Origin of the sequence: Serratia sp. CY56464 (genome assembly GCF_052168435.1) — a bacterium.
Classification (GTDB): domain Bacteria; phylum Pseudomonadota; class Gammaproteobacteria; order Enterobacterales; family Enterobacteriaceae; genus Serratia; species Serratia marcescens.
Genome location: NZ_JBJNMV010000001.1, coordinates 2,473,813 through 2,487,636, shown reverse-complemented (window position 1 = coordinate 2,487,636; position 13,824 = coordinate 2,473,813). Strand labels below are relative to the sequence as shown.

Annotated in this window: 9 protein-coding genes and 6 tRNA genes; 2 read left to right on the top strand and 13 right to left on the bottom strand. The window is 59.0% G+C overall.

From position 1 onward, the window contains the following. Positions 1–111: 111 nt before the first annotated feature. Positions 112–1,536 (bottom strand): tRNA (N6-isopentenyl adenosine(37)-C2)-methylthiotransferase MiaB, encoded by a 1,425-nt coding sequence (miaB, locus tag ACJ8KE_RS12140; protein ID WP_004939964.1) that lies wholly within the window; start codon positions 1,534–1,536, stop codon positions 112–114. A 197-nt stretch (positions 1,537–1,733) separates the two neighbouring features. Between miaB and ubiF the strand changes: the two genes are divergently transcribed. Next, the gene (gene ubiF / locus ACJ8KE_RS12135) at positions 1,734–2,915 is read left to right on the top strand and encodes a 3-demethoxyubiquinol 3-hydroxylase (protein ID WP_116403957.1); all 1,182 of its coding nucleotides are present in this window, start codon (positions 1,734–1,736) and stop codon (positions 2,913–2,915) included. 87 nt (positions 2,916–3,002) lie between these two features. On the opposite strand, the gene ACJ8KE_RS12130 is transcribed toward ubiF, so the two are convergent. From ACJ8KE_RS12130 to nagB, 12 genes are all read right to left on the bottom strand, one after another. After that, positions 3,003–3,077: transfer RNA gene (locus ACJ8KE_RS12130), tRNA-Gln, on the bottom strand. 4 nt (positions 3,078–3,081) lie between these two features. Next, a tRNA-Met gene (locus ACJ8KE_RS12125) sits at positions 3,082–3,158 on the bottom strand. A gap of 41 nt (positions 3,159–3,199) precedes the next feature. Then, a tRNA-Gln gene (locus ACJ8KE_RS12120) sits at positions 3,200–3,274 on the bottom strand. A gap of 44 nt (positions 3,275–3,318) precedes the next feature. Further along, positions 3,319–3,393 (bottom strand) — tRNA-Gln (locus ACJ8KE_RS12115). Between the two features lie 30 nt (positions 3,394–3,423). After that, positions 3,424–3,508, bottom strand: a tRNA-Leu gene (locus tag ACJ8KE_RS12110). A gap of 16 nt (positions 3,509–3,524) precedes the next feature. Then, a tRNA-Met gene (locus ACJ8KE_RS12105) sits at positions 3,525–3,601 on the bottom strand. A gap of 219 nt (positions 3,602–3,820) precedes the next feature. Beyond that, positions 3,821–5,485 (bottom strand): asparagine synthase B, encoded by a 1,665-nt coding sequence (gene asnB, locus ACJ8KE_RS12100; protein WP_079449578.1) that lies wholly within the window; start codon positions 5,483–5,485, stop codon positions 3,821–3,823. Positions 5,486–5,769: 284 nt separating this feature from the next. Next, positions 5,770–7,212, bottom strand: a complete 1,443-nt coding sequence (locus ACJ8KE_RS12095; RefSeq protein ID WP_239441681.1) for a carbohydrate-binding protein — start codon at positions 7,210–7,212, stop codon at positions 5,770–5,772. Between the two features lie 189 nt (positions 7,213–7,401). Then, positions 7,402–8,154, bottom strand: a complete 753-nt coding sequence (locus tag ACJ8KE_RS12090) for an HAD-IIA family hydrolase (RefSeq protein ID WP_004939957.1) — start codon at positions 8,152–8,154, stop codon at positions 7,402–7,404. A 67-nt stretch (positions 8,155–8,221) separates the two neighbouring features. Then, positions 8,222–9,442 (bottom strand): DNA-binding transcriptional regulator NagC, encoded by a 1,221-nt coding sequence (nagC, locus tag ACJ8KE_RS12085; protein WP_016928760.1) that lies wholly within the window; start codon positions 9,440–9,442, stop codon positions 8,222–8,224. 27 nt (positions 9,443–9,469) lie between these two features. Further along, complete coding sequence (gene nagA / locus ACJ8KE_RS12080) at positions 9,470–10,609, bottom strand: N-acetylglucosamine-6-phosphate deacetylase (protein WP_016928759.1); 1,140 nt, start codon at positions 10,607–10,609, stop codon at positions 9,470–9,472. A gap of 18 nt (positions 10,610–10,627) precedes the next feature. Further along, positions 10,628–11,428: a glucosamine-6-phosphate deaminase gene (gene nagB, locus ACJ8KE_RS12075; RefSeq protein WP_016928758.1), complete on the bottom strand. Its 801-nt coding sequence runs from the start codon at positions 11,426–11,428 to the stop codon at positions 10,628–10,630. Between the two features lie 334 nt (positions 11,429–11,762). Here nagB and nagE point away from each other — a divergent pair, with 334 nt between their 5' ends. Next, positions 11,763–13,799, top strand: coding sequence for an N-acetylglucosamine-specific PTS transporter subunit IIBC (gene nagE, locus ACJ8KE_RS12070; RefSeq protein WP_028127712.1), 2,037 nt, complete (start codon positions 11,763–11,765; stop codon positions 13,797–13,799). Positions 13,800–13,824 lie beyond the last annotated feature (25 nt).

Here is a 13,824-nt window from a genome sequence, read left to right as displayed (position 1 = left end):
GCCTCTTCAACAATAAAAAATAGAAAAAAGAACATCACCGGGCGCGGACGCCCGGCGGAGAAACGGTAAGGAATAGCGTGAATGGGCGGCGATAAGGCGGCCGCCGCGGCGTCAGGGCTGGTAAATGCCGACGCCCAGCGCGTTTTCTTTGCGGGTACGGGCGATCACCGACTGCGGGGATTCATGTACGCGCAGATCCATCTGCTGTTCGGTGCGCACCACTGCGCCACGCAGGGTGTTGGTCAGCACCTCGGTAATTTCCACGTCGACAAACTGGCCGATCATGTCAGGCGTGCCTTCGAAGTTTACCACACGGTTGCATTCCGTGCGCCCGGCCAGTTCCATCACGCTTTTGCGCGAGGTGCCTTCCACCAGAATACGCTGGACGGTGCCGAGCATGCGGCGGCTGAACTGCAGCGCCTGCTGGTTGATGCGATCCTGCAGAATGTACAGCCGCTGCTTTTTCTCTTCTTCGCTGACGTCGTCAACCATGTCCGCCGCCGGCGTACCGGGGCGCGACGAATAGATGAAGCTGAAGCTGACGTCGAAGTTGACGTCGGCGATCAGGTTCATGGTCTGTTCGAAGTCGGCCTGGCTCTCGCCCGGGAAACCGACGATGAAATCGGAGCTGAGCTGAATGTTCGGGCGCGCCTTGCGCAGCTTGCGGATAATCGCCTTGTACTCCAGCGCGGTGTGCGCGCGTTTCATCATGGTCAGGATGCGATCCGAACCGCTCTGCACCGGCAGATGCAGGAAGCTGACCAGCTCCGGCGTGTCTTCGTACACCGCGATGATATCGTCGGTGAACTCGATAGGGTGGCTGGTGGTGAAGCGAATGCGATCGATGCCGTCGATGGCGGCCACCAGGCGCAGCAGTTCGGCGAACGAGCAGATATCGCCGTCATGCGTGGCGCCGCGATAAGCGTTGACGTTTTGGCCGAGCAGGTTGACCTCGCGCACGCCCTGCGCCGCCAACTGGGCGATTTCGAACAGCACGTCGTCGCTCGGGCGGCTCACTTCCTCGCCGCGGGTGTAAGGCACCACGCAGAAAGTGCAGTATTTGTTGCAGCCTTCCATGATCGACACGAATGCGGTCGGGCCTTCGGCGCGCGGCTCCGGCAGGCGGTCGAACTTTTCGATCTCCGGGAAGCTGATATCGACCACCGGGCTGCGGGTGCCCTGAACGTGGTTGATCATTTCCGGCAGGCGGTGCAGGGTCTGCGGGCCGAATACCACGTCGACGCAGGGCGCGCGGCTGCGGATAAGCTCCCCTTCTTGCGAGGCCACGCAACCGCCGACCCCGATGATGACAGACGGGTTCTTTTCTTTCAGCAAGCGCCAGCGCCCCAGCATGGCAAAAACTTTCTCCTGCGCTTTTTCGCGGATCGAGCAGGTGTTCAGCAACAGCACGTCCGCTTCTTCGGCGTTGTCGGTCCACTCGAAGCCGTGCGTGCTGTTCAACAGGTCGGCCATTTTCGATGAATCGTACTCATTCATCTGGCAGCCCCAGGTTTTGATATGTAGTTTTTTCGTCATTGACTTGCCATTACTCAGTGCGGAGCGAAAGTTGCGTTACGCGACATGCAGGGCGCGTATTGTAATCATTTGCCGCCGTTGTGACCAGCGCGGGGGAAAATGGCACGCAACCTGAAGCCGAAGCGAAAATCCGGTACACTGCGCAAAACGCCATCCCGGGTGGGATGGCGAGCATTCACACAGAAAACATAGCCAATATGAAGACATCTCAAAATCGGTATGACGCGGTGGTGGTGGGCGGCGGCATGGTCGGCGCGGCGGCGACCCTCGGGCTGGCGCAGGCGGGCTGGTCGGTGGCGTTGCTGGAACATCAGGCGCCGCAGGCGTTCGAGGCGCAAAGCCCGCCGGACCTGCGCATTTCCGCTATCGGCTGCACCTCGGTGGGGCTGCTGAAACAGCTCGGCGCCTGGCCGGCCGTGACGGCGATGCGCACGGCGCCGTATCGCCGGCTGGAGACCTGGGAATGGGCATCGTCGCGGGTGGCGTTCGATGCGGTGTCCCTGGGGCTGCCGGAGCTGGGCTTTATGGTGGAAAACCGTATTCTGCAGCTGGCGCTGTGGCAGCAGTTCGCGCAGTGCGCCAATCTGACGTTGCTGTGCCCCGCCAGGCTGCAATCGCTGCAGCGGGCGGACAAGGCCTGGCAGTTGACGCTGGACAGCGGTGAAACGCTGCAGGCGCGGCTGGTTATCGGCGCCGATGGTGCCAACTCGCAGGTGCGCAAGCTGGCGGCGATCGGCACCAACGGTTGGCAGTATCGTCAGGCATGCATGTTGATCACCGTCGATACCGGCGCGCCGCAGCAGGATGTGACCTGGCAGCGCTTCTTCCCGTCCGGGCCGCGCGCCTTCCTGCCGCTGTACGACAGCTGGGCATCGCTGGTGTGGTATGACAGCCCGCAGCGCATTCGCCAACTGCAGGCGATGCCGCCGGCGCAGCTGGAGCGCGAGATCGCCGCCGCTTTTCCAGCGCGACTGGGCCCGGTCAAGGTGCACGCCGCCGGATCGTTCCCGTTGACGCGGCGTCATGCGCAGCGTTACGTGCTGCCGGGGCTGGCGCTGCTGGGGGATGCCGCGCATACCATCAACCCGCTGGCCGGGCAGGGCGTCAATCTGGGGTATCGCGATGTGGATGCCTTGTTGAATGTGTTGAGCGAGGCGCGGGATCAGGGAGAGGACTGGAGCAGCGAGGCGGTGCTGTTGCGTTATCAGCGTCGCCGTCGCACCGACAATCTGCTGATGCAGAGCGGCATGGATCTGTTTTATACCGCCTTCAGCAATAACCTAGCGCCGCTGAACGTGGCGCGCAATCTGGCGCTGATGGCCGCGCAGCGGGCGGGCAAGCTGAAAGAGCATGCGTTGAAGTACGCGTTGGGATTGTAACCGGTAGGGCTCAGCGGCGGCTGGGCCCGTTAGGATTGGCTGAACGCCAGACAGCAAAAAGCCCGCCGAAGCGGGCTTTTCTAAATATGGCTGGGGTGCCAGGATTCGAACCTGGGTATGCTGGTATCAGAAACCAGAGCCTTACCGCTTGGCGACACCCCAATTATGGTGGCTACGACGGGATTTGAACCTGTGACCCCATCATTATGAGTGATGTGCTCTAACCAGCTGAGCTACGTAGCCGATGTTACTTTTTACTTCTTTGATTTGCAAGCAGTTTGTTATGGCTGGGGTACCTGGATTCGAACCAGGGAATGCCGGTATCAAAAACCGGTGCCTTACCGCTTGGCGATACCCCACCTGCAAACAAATCTTATGTTGAAACCCCGTTCCCGAAAGAATATGGCTGGGGTACCTGGATTCGAACCAGGGAATGCCGGTATCAAAAACCGGTGCCTTACCGCTTGGCGATACCCCATCAACATACTGCGCCGACGATGAAGAGAAATGGTGCGGGAGGCGAGACTTGAACTCGCACACCTTGCGGCGCCAGAACCTAAATCTGGTGCGTCTACCAATTTCGCCACTCCCGCAAATGCAAAAAAGAGATGGTGGCTACGACGGGATTCGAACCTGTGACCCCATCATTATGAGTGATGTGCTCTAACCAGCTGAGCTACGTAGCCCTCTTTTTTTGCTTTGCCTTCATCGGCGTTGCGGGGCGCATTATGCGTATATGACCGATTTGCGTCAACAAGTTTTTTCCCGAAAAAGCGCCCGGAAGCGCCGTTTGTCTGGGTTGTGAACATTATGGCGATAAAATCGGCAATTCAGGCAGTTGGCGGAGGAAAAAGGCAACAAAAAGGCGGGCCAAAAGGCCCGCCCCAAAGGAAAACGCCGCGCGATTATTTATAGGCGGCCTGATGCACGCCGACGGCGCGGCCGGAAGGATCGTCCATCTTCTTGAACGATTCGTCCCATTCGATGGCCTTGGCGGACGAGCAGGCGACGGACGGGCCGCCCGGCACGCATTCGGCGGCGCTCGGTAGCGGGAACAACTCCTCGAAGATTTCGCGGTACAGGTAGCCTTCTTTAGAGGTCGGCGTGTTGTACGGGAAGCGGAAACGCGCGGTTTCGAGCTGTTGATCGCTGATTTGCTGCGCAGCGACCTCTTTTAGCGTGTCGATCCAACTGTAGCCAACGCCGTCGGAGAACTGCTCTTTCTGGCGCCAGGCCACGCTGGCCGGCAAATAGGACTCGAAACATTCGCGAACGATGTGTTTTTCCATTTTGCCGTTGCCGCACATTTTATCTTTCGGGTTGATGCGCATCGCCACGTCGAGGAATTTCTTGTCCAGGAACGGCACGCGGGCTTCGACGCCCCAGGCGGACATCGCCTTGTTGGCGCGCGCGCAGTCGAACATGTGCAGCGCCAGCAGTTTACGCACGGTCTCTTCGTGGAATTCGCGGGCGTCCGGCGCCTTATGGAAGTACAGGTAGCCGCCGAACACTTCGTCCGCGCCTTCGCCGGAGAGCACCATCTTGATGCCCATCGCCTTTATTTTGCGCGACATCAGGTACATCGGCGTCGAGGCGCGAATGGTGGTGACGTCGTAGGTTTCGATGTGATAAATCACGTCGCGGATGGCGTCCAGGCCTTCCTGCACGGTGAAGTGGATTTCATGGTGCACGGTGCCCAGATGGTTGGCCACCTCTTGCGCGGCGCGCAGATCCGGCGAGCCTTCCAGGCCGACGGCGAAGGAGTGCAGCTGCGGCCACCAGGCCTCGCTGCGTTCCTGATCCTCCACGCGGCGCGCGGCGTATTTCTTGGTGATCGCCGAGATGACCGAGGAATCCAGCCCGCCCGACAGCAGCACGCCGTAGGGCACGTCGGACATCAGGTGGCTTTTCACCGACTCTTCCAGCGCGGTGCGCAGGGCGGCGGCGTCGGTCACGTTGTCCTTGACGCTGTCGTAATCGAACCAGTCGCGGCGATAATATTCACGGATCTCACCGTCCTGGCTCCACAGATAGCTGCCGGCCGGGAATTCCTTGATGGTGCGGCACACCGGCACCAGCGCTTTCATTTCCGAGGCGACGTACAGGTTGCCGTGCTCGTCGTGGCCCATGTATAGCGGAATGATGCCCAGGTGATCGCGGCCGATCAGGTAGGCGTCTTTTTCGGTGTCATACAGGGCGAAGGCGAACATGCCTTGCAGATCGTCGAGGAAGTCCGGGCCTTTCTCCTGGTACAGCGCCAGGATCACTTCACAGTCGGAACCGGTCTGGAACGCGTAGCGGTCGCTCAGCCGTTGGCGCAGCGTCTGATGGTTGTAAATTTCGCCGTTGACCGCCAGAACGTGGGTGTGCGCAGCGTTGTACAGCGGTTGAGCGCCGTTGTTGACGTCGACGATCGACAGGCGTTCGTGAGCCAGAATGGCTTTGTCGCTGGCGTAAACGCCGGACCAATCCGGGCCGCGGTGGCGCATCAGACGTGACAGCTCCAGCGCTTTCTTACGCAGTTCAACGGGATCGGACTTCAGATCGAGCACACCGAAAATAGAACACATACAACTCTCCTAACGGGCTTTTATGACTGTGATGTTGTTTTTTACTCTTATGGGCAGCATTGCCGATTTATCAGCGATAACCCAGTTTTGCTGCGCTGTGGTTATGAAAATGCGCCAAAAGCTGCGGGAGATGCAAGCGTTTTAGCCATGCGTTGAGAAATAGTTGTTTGCTTAGGTGCGGTTTTTAACGGATGTTCAGTTATCGGCGTGAAAAATTATCGATTATGCAATTTTTAGCGTGATGGCGAGATTGCCGGCCAGTTTGACCGGCAATCGATTAGCGATTAGGCGATGAGCTGCCACAGGGTGAAGGCGGCGTCCGGCGTCCAGCCGGCGTTGGAAGTGTGCGCCTGGATACAGGTGTATTTCTTGCCTTTATAGCTCACCACGTCGCCGGCTTTGTAGCTGTGGTTGTTCTGCCACTCGGGCGCACCCGGATCGGGCGGCGTGCCGTCGTTGGCGGTTTTGACCGCCAGCGCGCTGCTCGGCAGCGAGGTATTGCCCTGGCTGTCGGTTGCGGTAACGAAGTAGTTGTACTGGGTGGCCGGGGTCAGGCCGCTGTCGGTCAGCGACAGGCCGGCGGTCTGGCCGATCGGGTTGCCGTTGCGGTAGACGGTGTAGCTGGCGATCGGTAACGCGCCGGTGGCGGCGGCCCAGCTCAGTTTCAGCGAGGTGGCGCCCAGCTCGGCGACCGTCAGCGCCGTCGGCGCATTAGGCTTTCCCGGCGGCGGGGTGACGCCGCCCTGAATCAGCGGCGCATAGCGGGTTTTGAATTCCCAGTTGTAGGCCACGCCGGCTTTGCTCTTGCCGTTGTCCCAGTTGATCGACCAGGTCATCAGGCCCTTGATCGACAGGCTTTTGGCGTCGAGACGCGCGAAGGCGTTATACACCGCCTGTTTGTCGATCACGTAGCCGGTGGCGGCGGCATCGTTGTTGCTCGGCAGGCCGATGACGAATTTCGCCGCCGGGATTTTCGCATAGCCGCGGGTGCCGGTGACCAGGCTTTCCGTCAGATAGTAGAGGAAGTCCTCTTTCATGGCGTCGTTATTCTGCGTGATCCAGGCGTTGAGTTCATCCACCCAAATACCGTCGCCGCCCTGGTTGTAATATTGCGGCGCAATAAAGTCGTAATAGCCTTCAAGGGCGTTGATATAATCCAGATAGGTGCCGTTGGTGCGCAAATACGGAAATTCCGGCGCCATGCTGATAATAAAGTTTTTCCCCTGCGCGGCGTAATGGTCTTTTACTTTTTTCAATGCCGCAGGCAAGACAGTTTTATTATTGGCGGCGCCGATCGCCGCCTGTTCCAGATCGATATCCAGGCCGTCGAAGCCATAGACTTCCACCAGGCGAATAATCTCGTCTTTCAGCTTGTCTTCGTCGCCGGTCTTCAGCTCGATATGCGCGTCTGCGCCGCCGAGGGAGATCAGCACCGCGCGGCCCTGGCTGTTCAGCACGCCCACCTGGCGGCGAAACTCGGCGTCGGACAGGTTGTAAGGTTTGAAGGTCGGGATGCCCTGGCCTTTCATAAAGGCGACGGCCACTACGTTGTACTCGGCGGGAATGTCGGTCAGATTCATATTGGCGAACTGGCCTTGTTGATAACCGTCACTGGCGCCGGCGGCCCAGTTGTGCCAGAAACCCATCAGGATCTTTTTATTGGCGATAGATGGCATAATGGCCGCGTCATCGGCGGCGACGGCATTAATAATGTTATTTGTGCTCATGGTAGCCTCATTCATTAGGGGGGAGAGTTTTTCGCTCGCCGGCAATATCAGCTATTGGCGGGGCGTAAACTTATAATGAGGATTTTTAGCGCAGGCAGGCTGAAACCTTTTGCGGCCATGAACGAATTAAATTCAAACTGCGGTCAGGAAGAGGGAAATAATGGCGGCCGGGCAGCCGCCATCGATGGATCAGAAGATGGTGATATCGGCGACGGAAGGGTAGACGTAGCTCGGGCGGAACGGCATGGTTTCGATGTCGCTCAGCGTGGAGACGCCGGACAGCACCAGCACGGTTTCCAGGCCGGCCTGGAAGCCCGCCAGAATGTCGGTGCGCAGGTTGTCGCCGACGATCACCGTTTCTTCCGAGTGCGCCTGCATTTTGTTCAGTGCGGCGCGAATGATCCACGGGCTGGGCTTGCCGACATAAAACGGCTTGCGGCCGGTGATCTTCTCGATGGGCGCGCACAGGGCGCCGCAGGCCGGCGAGAAGCCGTGGCCGTGGCTATCCGGATTGGTCGCGATAAAGCGCGCGCCGTTACTGACGAAGTAGGCGGCTTTGTGCATCATGTCCCAGTTGTAAGAGCGGGTTTCACCGACGATCACAAAATCCGGGTTGATGTCGGTGATGGTGAAACCGGCTTTGTACAGCTCATGGATCAGCGCACCTTCGCCGACCACATAGGCTTTTTTGCCTTCCTGACGGCGCAGGAAGTCGGCGGTGGCCATCGCCGAGGTATAGAACGCGCTCTCCGGCACTTCCAGCCCGGCGGCGGCGAAGCGGTTCGCCAGATCCTGTGCGGTCTGTGACGGGTAGTTGGTCAGCACCACCAGCGGCATGCCTTGTTCCTGGATGCGCGCCAGGAACAGATCGGCGCCGGGCACCGGCGTATTGTCATGCAGCAGCACGCCGTCGATATCGCATATAACGTTTTTGATTTTCATTTGTCGCTGTTTCTCATGATTACGGCAGGCAAGAAGTGACGATAACACACCTGCCAGAAGCGGCGGATCAGCTTTCCAGCAATCGCTGCAAGAGCACGCCGTTGAGCATCGCGCGTTTGGCCAGGGCGAAAGCGCCGATCGCCGAGCGATGATTGAGTTCGGAGGTCACCACCGGCAGATTTTTGCGGAAGTCCTTCAGCACCTGGGTATTGATGCAGCTTTGGATCGCCGGCAGCAACACCTTGTCCGCTTCGGTGATCTCACCGGCGATCACCACCTTCTGCGGATTGAACAGGTTGATGGCGATGGCCACCGCCTTGCCCAGATAGCGGCCGACGTGTTCGATCACTTCGCTGGCCAGCAGATCGCCGCGGTTGGCGGCCTTGCAGATGGCGTTGATGCCGCAGTCTTCCAGCGTCAGTTTGCTCGGGTAGCCCTGGCTCAGCAGCTGGCGCACGCGCTGTTCGATCGCCGCGTTGGCGGCCACCGTTTCCAGGCAGCCGAAGTTGCCGCAGTGGCAGCGTTCGCCGAGCGGATCGATCTGGATATGGCCGATCTCGCCGACGTTGCCGTTGTTGCCGAGAAAAATCTGCCCGTTGACGATGATGCCGGCGCCGGTGCCGCGGTGCAGGCGCACCAATATCGAGTCTTCGCAGTCGCGGGTGGCGCCGAAGTAGTGCTCCGCCAGCGCCAGGCTGCGGATATCGTGGCCGACGAAGCTGGTGACGTTAAAGCGCTGCTGCAGGTTGTCCACCAGCGCCCAGTTGCTGACGCTGATGTGCGGCATATAGCGCACCACGCCCAGCGCCGGATCCACCAGGCCGGGCAGGATCACCGCGATGGCGATCAGCTCGCGCAGGCGGCGCTGGTTCGCTTCGATGAATTGAGTGATGGCGGCGAACAGCGCATTCTCCAGCGTTTCCTGGGTGCGTTCCGGCAGCGGATAGTGTTCTTCACTGAGCGATTTACCGCTCATGTCATACAGCGTGATGGTGGCGTCGTGGCGGCCGAGGCGCACCGCGACGGTATGGAAATGACGGGTTTCCGACACGATGGAGATCGCGCGGCGGCCGCCGGTGGAGGCTTGCTGATCGACTTCTTTGATCAACCCGCGCTCCAGCAGCTGGCGAGTAATCTTAGTGACGCTGGCGGGGGCGAGCTGGCTGAGTTCGGCGATTTGAATGCGCGAGATCGGGCCCTGTTGGTCGATCAGGCGATAAACTGCCGCGCCGTTAAGTTGTTTGACTAAGTCAACGTTCCCTATTTGTGCTTGTCCGCCAGTGCTCATCAATAATGTTACTCGCTGTTCATTGAATTAAACCTCGTTACCGTTAACGAGCGTTTTGGTGATCTTGAAATCACGGGTGAAGGCGGTCAGGTTAGCCACCTTGCCGGCTTCGAGGGTGCCCAGGCGGTGATCGACGCCGATCGCGCGCGCCGGGTACAGCGTCGCCATGCGCAGCGCTTCGTCCAGCGCGATGCCGATATGCTCGACGCTGTTTTGCACCGCTTCGATCATGGTCAGCGCGGAACCGCTCAGGGTGCCGTTCTCATCCACGCACAGCCCATCCCGATAGTATATTGTTTTACCGGCGAAAATAAATTGGTCAATATCTGCACCCGCCGGTGCGGTCGCGTCGGTGACCAAGACCAATTTATCACCTTTCAGGCGTTTGGCGTTACGGATACTCGCCCAGGCTACGTGATGGCCGTCGGCGATGATGCCGGTATAGACCTCCGGCGTATCGAAGATAGCCCCCATCAGCCCCGGTTCGCGGCCGGTGATATACGGCATGGCGTTGTACAGGTGGGTGGCGAAGCTGATGCCGGCGGCGAAGCCGGTGCGCGCCTGATCGTAGGTGGCGTTCGAGTGGCCGGCGGAGACCACGATGCCGGCCTCGGTCAGCTGCTTGATAAAGTGCGGCTCAACCATTTCCGGCGCCAGCGTCACCTTGGTGATCACGTCGGCGTTGGCGCACAGGTAATCGATCATGTCTTGGGACGGCTTGCGAATGAACGCCGGGTTGTGGGTGCCTTTTTTCACCGGGCTGAGGTACGGCCCTTCCAGGTGCAGGCCCAACGCCTGGTTTTGGTGCTTTTTCAGATAAGCGCGCATCACGTCGACGCTGTGCTTCATGAATTCGTCGCTGCTGGTGATCAGCGTCGGCAGATAGCTGGTGCAGCCGGATTTCTCGTTGGCGCGCTGCATGATCTCCAGCGTTTCTTCCGAGATGGCTTCCAGCGAATCGTTGAACTGGACGCCGCCGCAGCCGTTCAGCTGCACGTCGATAAGCCCGGGGGCCAGGATGGCGCCACCCAGGTCGCGCGTTTCGATGCCGGCGGGCAATTCAGCCACCGGGCAGACTTTCTCAATCAGCCCATCAGCGATAATGACTGCATGGTCATCAAGTACGTCGTGGCCGGTATAGATTCGGCCGTGGGTTAAAGCGAACATCGTAGCCCCCTGCAAAGATTAAAGACTTTTCACGCTTTCCGCTTCTAACTCGCGGAAATATTTGACGGTTTTGACTTTCAGTTCCATGGTGGCCGGTTCGTCGCACACCACCACCGCTTTGGCGTGCAGCTGCAGGCAGCTGATGGTCCACATGTGGTTGATGTTGCCTTCCACAGCGGCTTCCAGCGCCTGCGCCTTGGCGTGGCCGGTCACCAGGATCATCACCTCTTCCGCGTCCAGCAGCGTACCCACGCCGACGGTCAGCGCATATTTCGGCACCAAGCTGACGTCGCCGCCGAAGAAGCGCGAGTTGGCGATGCGGGTGTCTTCGGTCAGCGTTTTGATGCGGGTGCGCGAAGCCAGGGACGAAGCCGGCTCGTTGAACGCGATATGGCCGTCGATACCCACGCCGCCCATGAACAGGTTAATTTTGCCGTAAGACTTGATCTTCTCTTCGTACTGGCGGCACTCGGCGTCGACATCCGCGGCGTTGCCGTTCAGCAGATTGATATTTTCACGAGGAATATCAATGTGGTCAAAGAAGTTGCGGTACATGAAGGTGTGGTAGCTTTCCGGGTGTTCCTGCGGCAGGCCAACGTACTCGTCCATGTTGAAAGTCACAACATGCTTAAAGCTTACTTCACCTGCTTTGTGCATCGCAATCAGATGTTTGTAGGCTTCCAGCGGCGTGCCGCCGGTAGGCAGGCCGAGTACAAACGGGCGCTCTGCGGTTGGCTTGAATGCGTTGATGCGTTGAACGATATGACGCGCGGCCCATTTGCCGACTTGTGCGGTATCTTTCAGTGGGATAAGTCTCATCTAACACCTCTTGGGATAAGTAAACTAAAGCTATACTGTACGGGCCTGCGGGAGTCCTAAGCGTAACCCAGCTTTATGATTCTCGCGTGAATCGTCCGTTCGGTTGATTTTTTGAATGATAAAATAAGTTTTGTGTGATGGCCAGCAATCTGGGAGGTGAAGACTACTTTTTGGTGATATTTATCACAAAAAGGGAGGTTTTAATTTGCGATACAAAATAAATTTTTTACACTCGGCATGAGTGATACGTGCCAAGCATTGTTTCTAAAAAGGTAGTGAGAGCTTCAAATAAACTACTAATAGGGTCCGTCCGCGGACAACATAGGGGGAAAAGGTGAACATTCTTAGTTATTTGCAAAAGGTGGGACGGGCGCTGATGGTGCCGGTCGCCACGCTGCCCGCCGCCGCCATCTTGATGGGCGTCGGGTACTGGATTGACCCTGTTGGTTGGGGCGGCGACAACGCTTTCGCTGCCTTATTGATTAAGTCTGGCTCTGCGATTATCGATCATATGGCGGTGTTGTTCGCCGTTGGTGTCGCCTACGGCATGTCCAAAGACAAGGACGGCTCTGCCGCACTGACCGGCTTCGTCGGTTTCCTGGTGCTGACTACCCTCTGTTCACCGGCCGCCGTGTCGATGATTCAGAAGATCCCGCTCGATCAGGTGCCTGCCGCGTTCGGCAAGATTGAGAACCAGTTCGTCGGTATTCTGGTGGGTATCATCTCCGCCGAAGTGTACAACCGCTTCAGCGGCGTTGAGCTGCCTAAGGCGCTGTCGTTCTTCAGCGGCCGCCGTTTGGTGCCGATCCTCATTTCCTTCCTGATGATCCTGGTCGCTTACATCCTGATGTTCGTCTGGCCAGTCGTGTTCGGCGCTCTGGTGAGCTTCGGCGAACACATCCAAAAATTGGGCTCCGTCGGCGCGGGCATCTATGCCTTCTTCAACCGCCTGCTGATCCCGGTCGGCTTGCACCACGCGCTGAACTCGGTGTTCTGGTTCGACGTGGCCGGCATCAACGATATCCCTAACTTCCTCGGCGGCCAGCAGTCGATCGACGCGGGCAAAGCGGTTGTTGGCATCACCGGCCGTTATCAGGCGGGCTTCTTCCCGATCATGATGTTCGGTCTGCCGGGCGCGGCGCTGGCCATCTATCACTGCGCGCGTCCTGAGAATAAGGCGAAGGTACTGGGGATCATGATGGCGGGGGCATTCGCTGCCTTCTTTACCGGCATCACCGAACCGCTGGAGTTCTCCTTCATGTTCGTGGCACCGGTGCTGTACGTGATCCACGCCGTACTGACCGGTATCTCGGTGTTCATCGCCGCTAACATGCATTGGATTTCAGGTTTCGGTTTCAGCGCCGGCCTGGTGGATATGATGCTGTGGGTGCGTAACCCGCTGGCGACCCACTGGTATATGCTGATCCCGCAGGGCCTGGTGTTCTTCGTTATCTACTATGTGGTGTTCCGCTTCACCATCAACAAGTTCAACCTGATGACCCCAGGTCGCGAGCTGGCGGTTGCCGGTGACGAAACCGACGGTTATGACGTCAACGTCAACAGCAGCGCCGGTAAAGACGAGAATGAAACCACCACGCTGGCCCGTCGCTACGTCGGCGCGATCGGCGGTTCCGACAACCTGACCGGCATCGACGCCTGCATCACCCGACTGCGTTTGAACGTGAAGGACTCTGCGCTGGTGAACGACGCATTGGCGAAGCGCCTCGGCGCGTCGGGCGTTATCCGTCTGAACAAGCAGAGCGTGCAAGTGATCGTCGGCACCCGTGCCGAGCTGATTGCCAGCGCAATGCGCAACGTAATTGCGGCCGGCCCGGTGGCGGCTGCGGCGGCTCCGGCGGCGGCTCCTGCTGCGGAAGCCAAACCGCAGGCGGTGCCGAACGCACCGAAAGCCGCGTTTGAAACGCTGGTGGCGCCGGTAACCGGTGAAGTGGTGGCGCTCGATCAGGTGCCGGACGAAGCCTTCGCCAGCAAGGCGGTAGGCGACGGCCTGGCGATTCGCCCGACCGACAACATCGTCGTGTCGCCGGCTGACGGCACCGTGGTGAAAATCTTCAATACCAACCACGCCTTCTGCCTGGAAACCGACAAGGGCGCTGAGATTGTGGTGCACATGGGGATCGACACCGTCGCGCTGGAAGGCCAGGGCTTCAAACGCCTGGTGGAAGAGGGCGCGGAAGTGAAAGCCGGTCAACCGATTCTGGAACTGGATTTGGATTACCTGAACGCCAATGCGCGTTCGATGATCAGCCCGGTGGTGGTCAGCAACTCTGACGACTATGCCGGCCTGGCGGCGCTGGCCAGCGGCTCAGTGGTCGCCGGTCAGACCAAGCTGTACGAGATCCAAAAGTAAGGCCGTTTTTACCTGAGTAGTACCC

What these genes read in the sequence shown, in the direction of transcription:
- ACJ8KE_RS12095 (WP_239441681.1), bottom strand. Translation starts at nt 7,212, where the DNA reads ATGAGCACAAATAACATTATTAATGCCGTCGCCGCCGATGACGCGGCC.
- asnB (WP_079449578.1), bottom strand. Translation starts at nt 5,485, where the DNA reads ATGTGTTCTATTTTCGGTGTGCTCGATCTGAAGTCCGATCCCGTTGAA.
- ubiF (WP_116403957.1), top strand. Translation starts at nt 1,734, where the DNA reads ATGAAGACATCTCAAAATCGGTATGACGCGGTGGTGGTGGGCGGCGGC.
- ACJ8KE_RS12090 (WP_004939957.1), bottom strand. Translation starts at nt 8,154, where the DNA reads ATGAAAATCAAAAACGTTATATGCGATATCGACGGCGTGCTGCTGCAT.
- nagA (WP_016928759.1), bottom strand. Translation starts at nt 10,609, where the DNA reads ATGTTCGCTTTAACCCACGGCCGAATCTATACCGGCCACGACGTACTT.
- nagB (WP_016928758.1), bottom strand. Translation starts at nt 11,428, where the DNA reads ATGAGACTTATCCCACTGAAAGATACCGCACAAGTCGGCAAATGGGCC.
- nagC (WP_016928760.1), bottom strand. Translation starts at nt 9,442, where the DNA reads ATGAGCACTGGCGGACAAGCACAAATAGGGAACGTTGACTTAGTCAAA.
- miaB (WP_004939964.1), bottom strand. Translation starts at nt 1,536, where the DNA reads ATGACGAAAAAACTACATATCAAAACCTGGGGCTGCCAGATGAATGAG.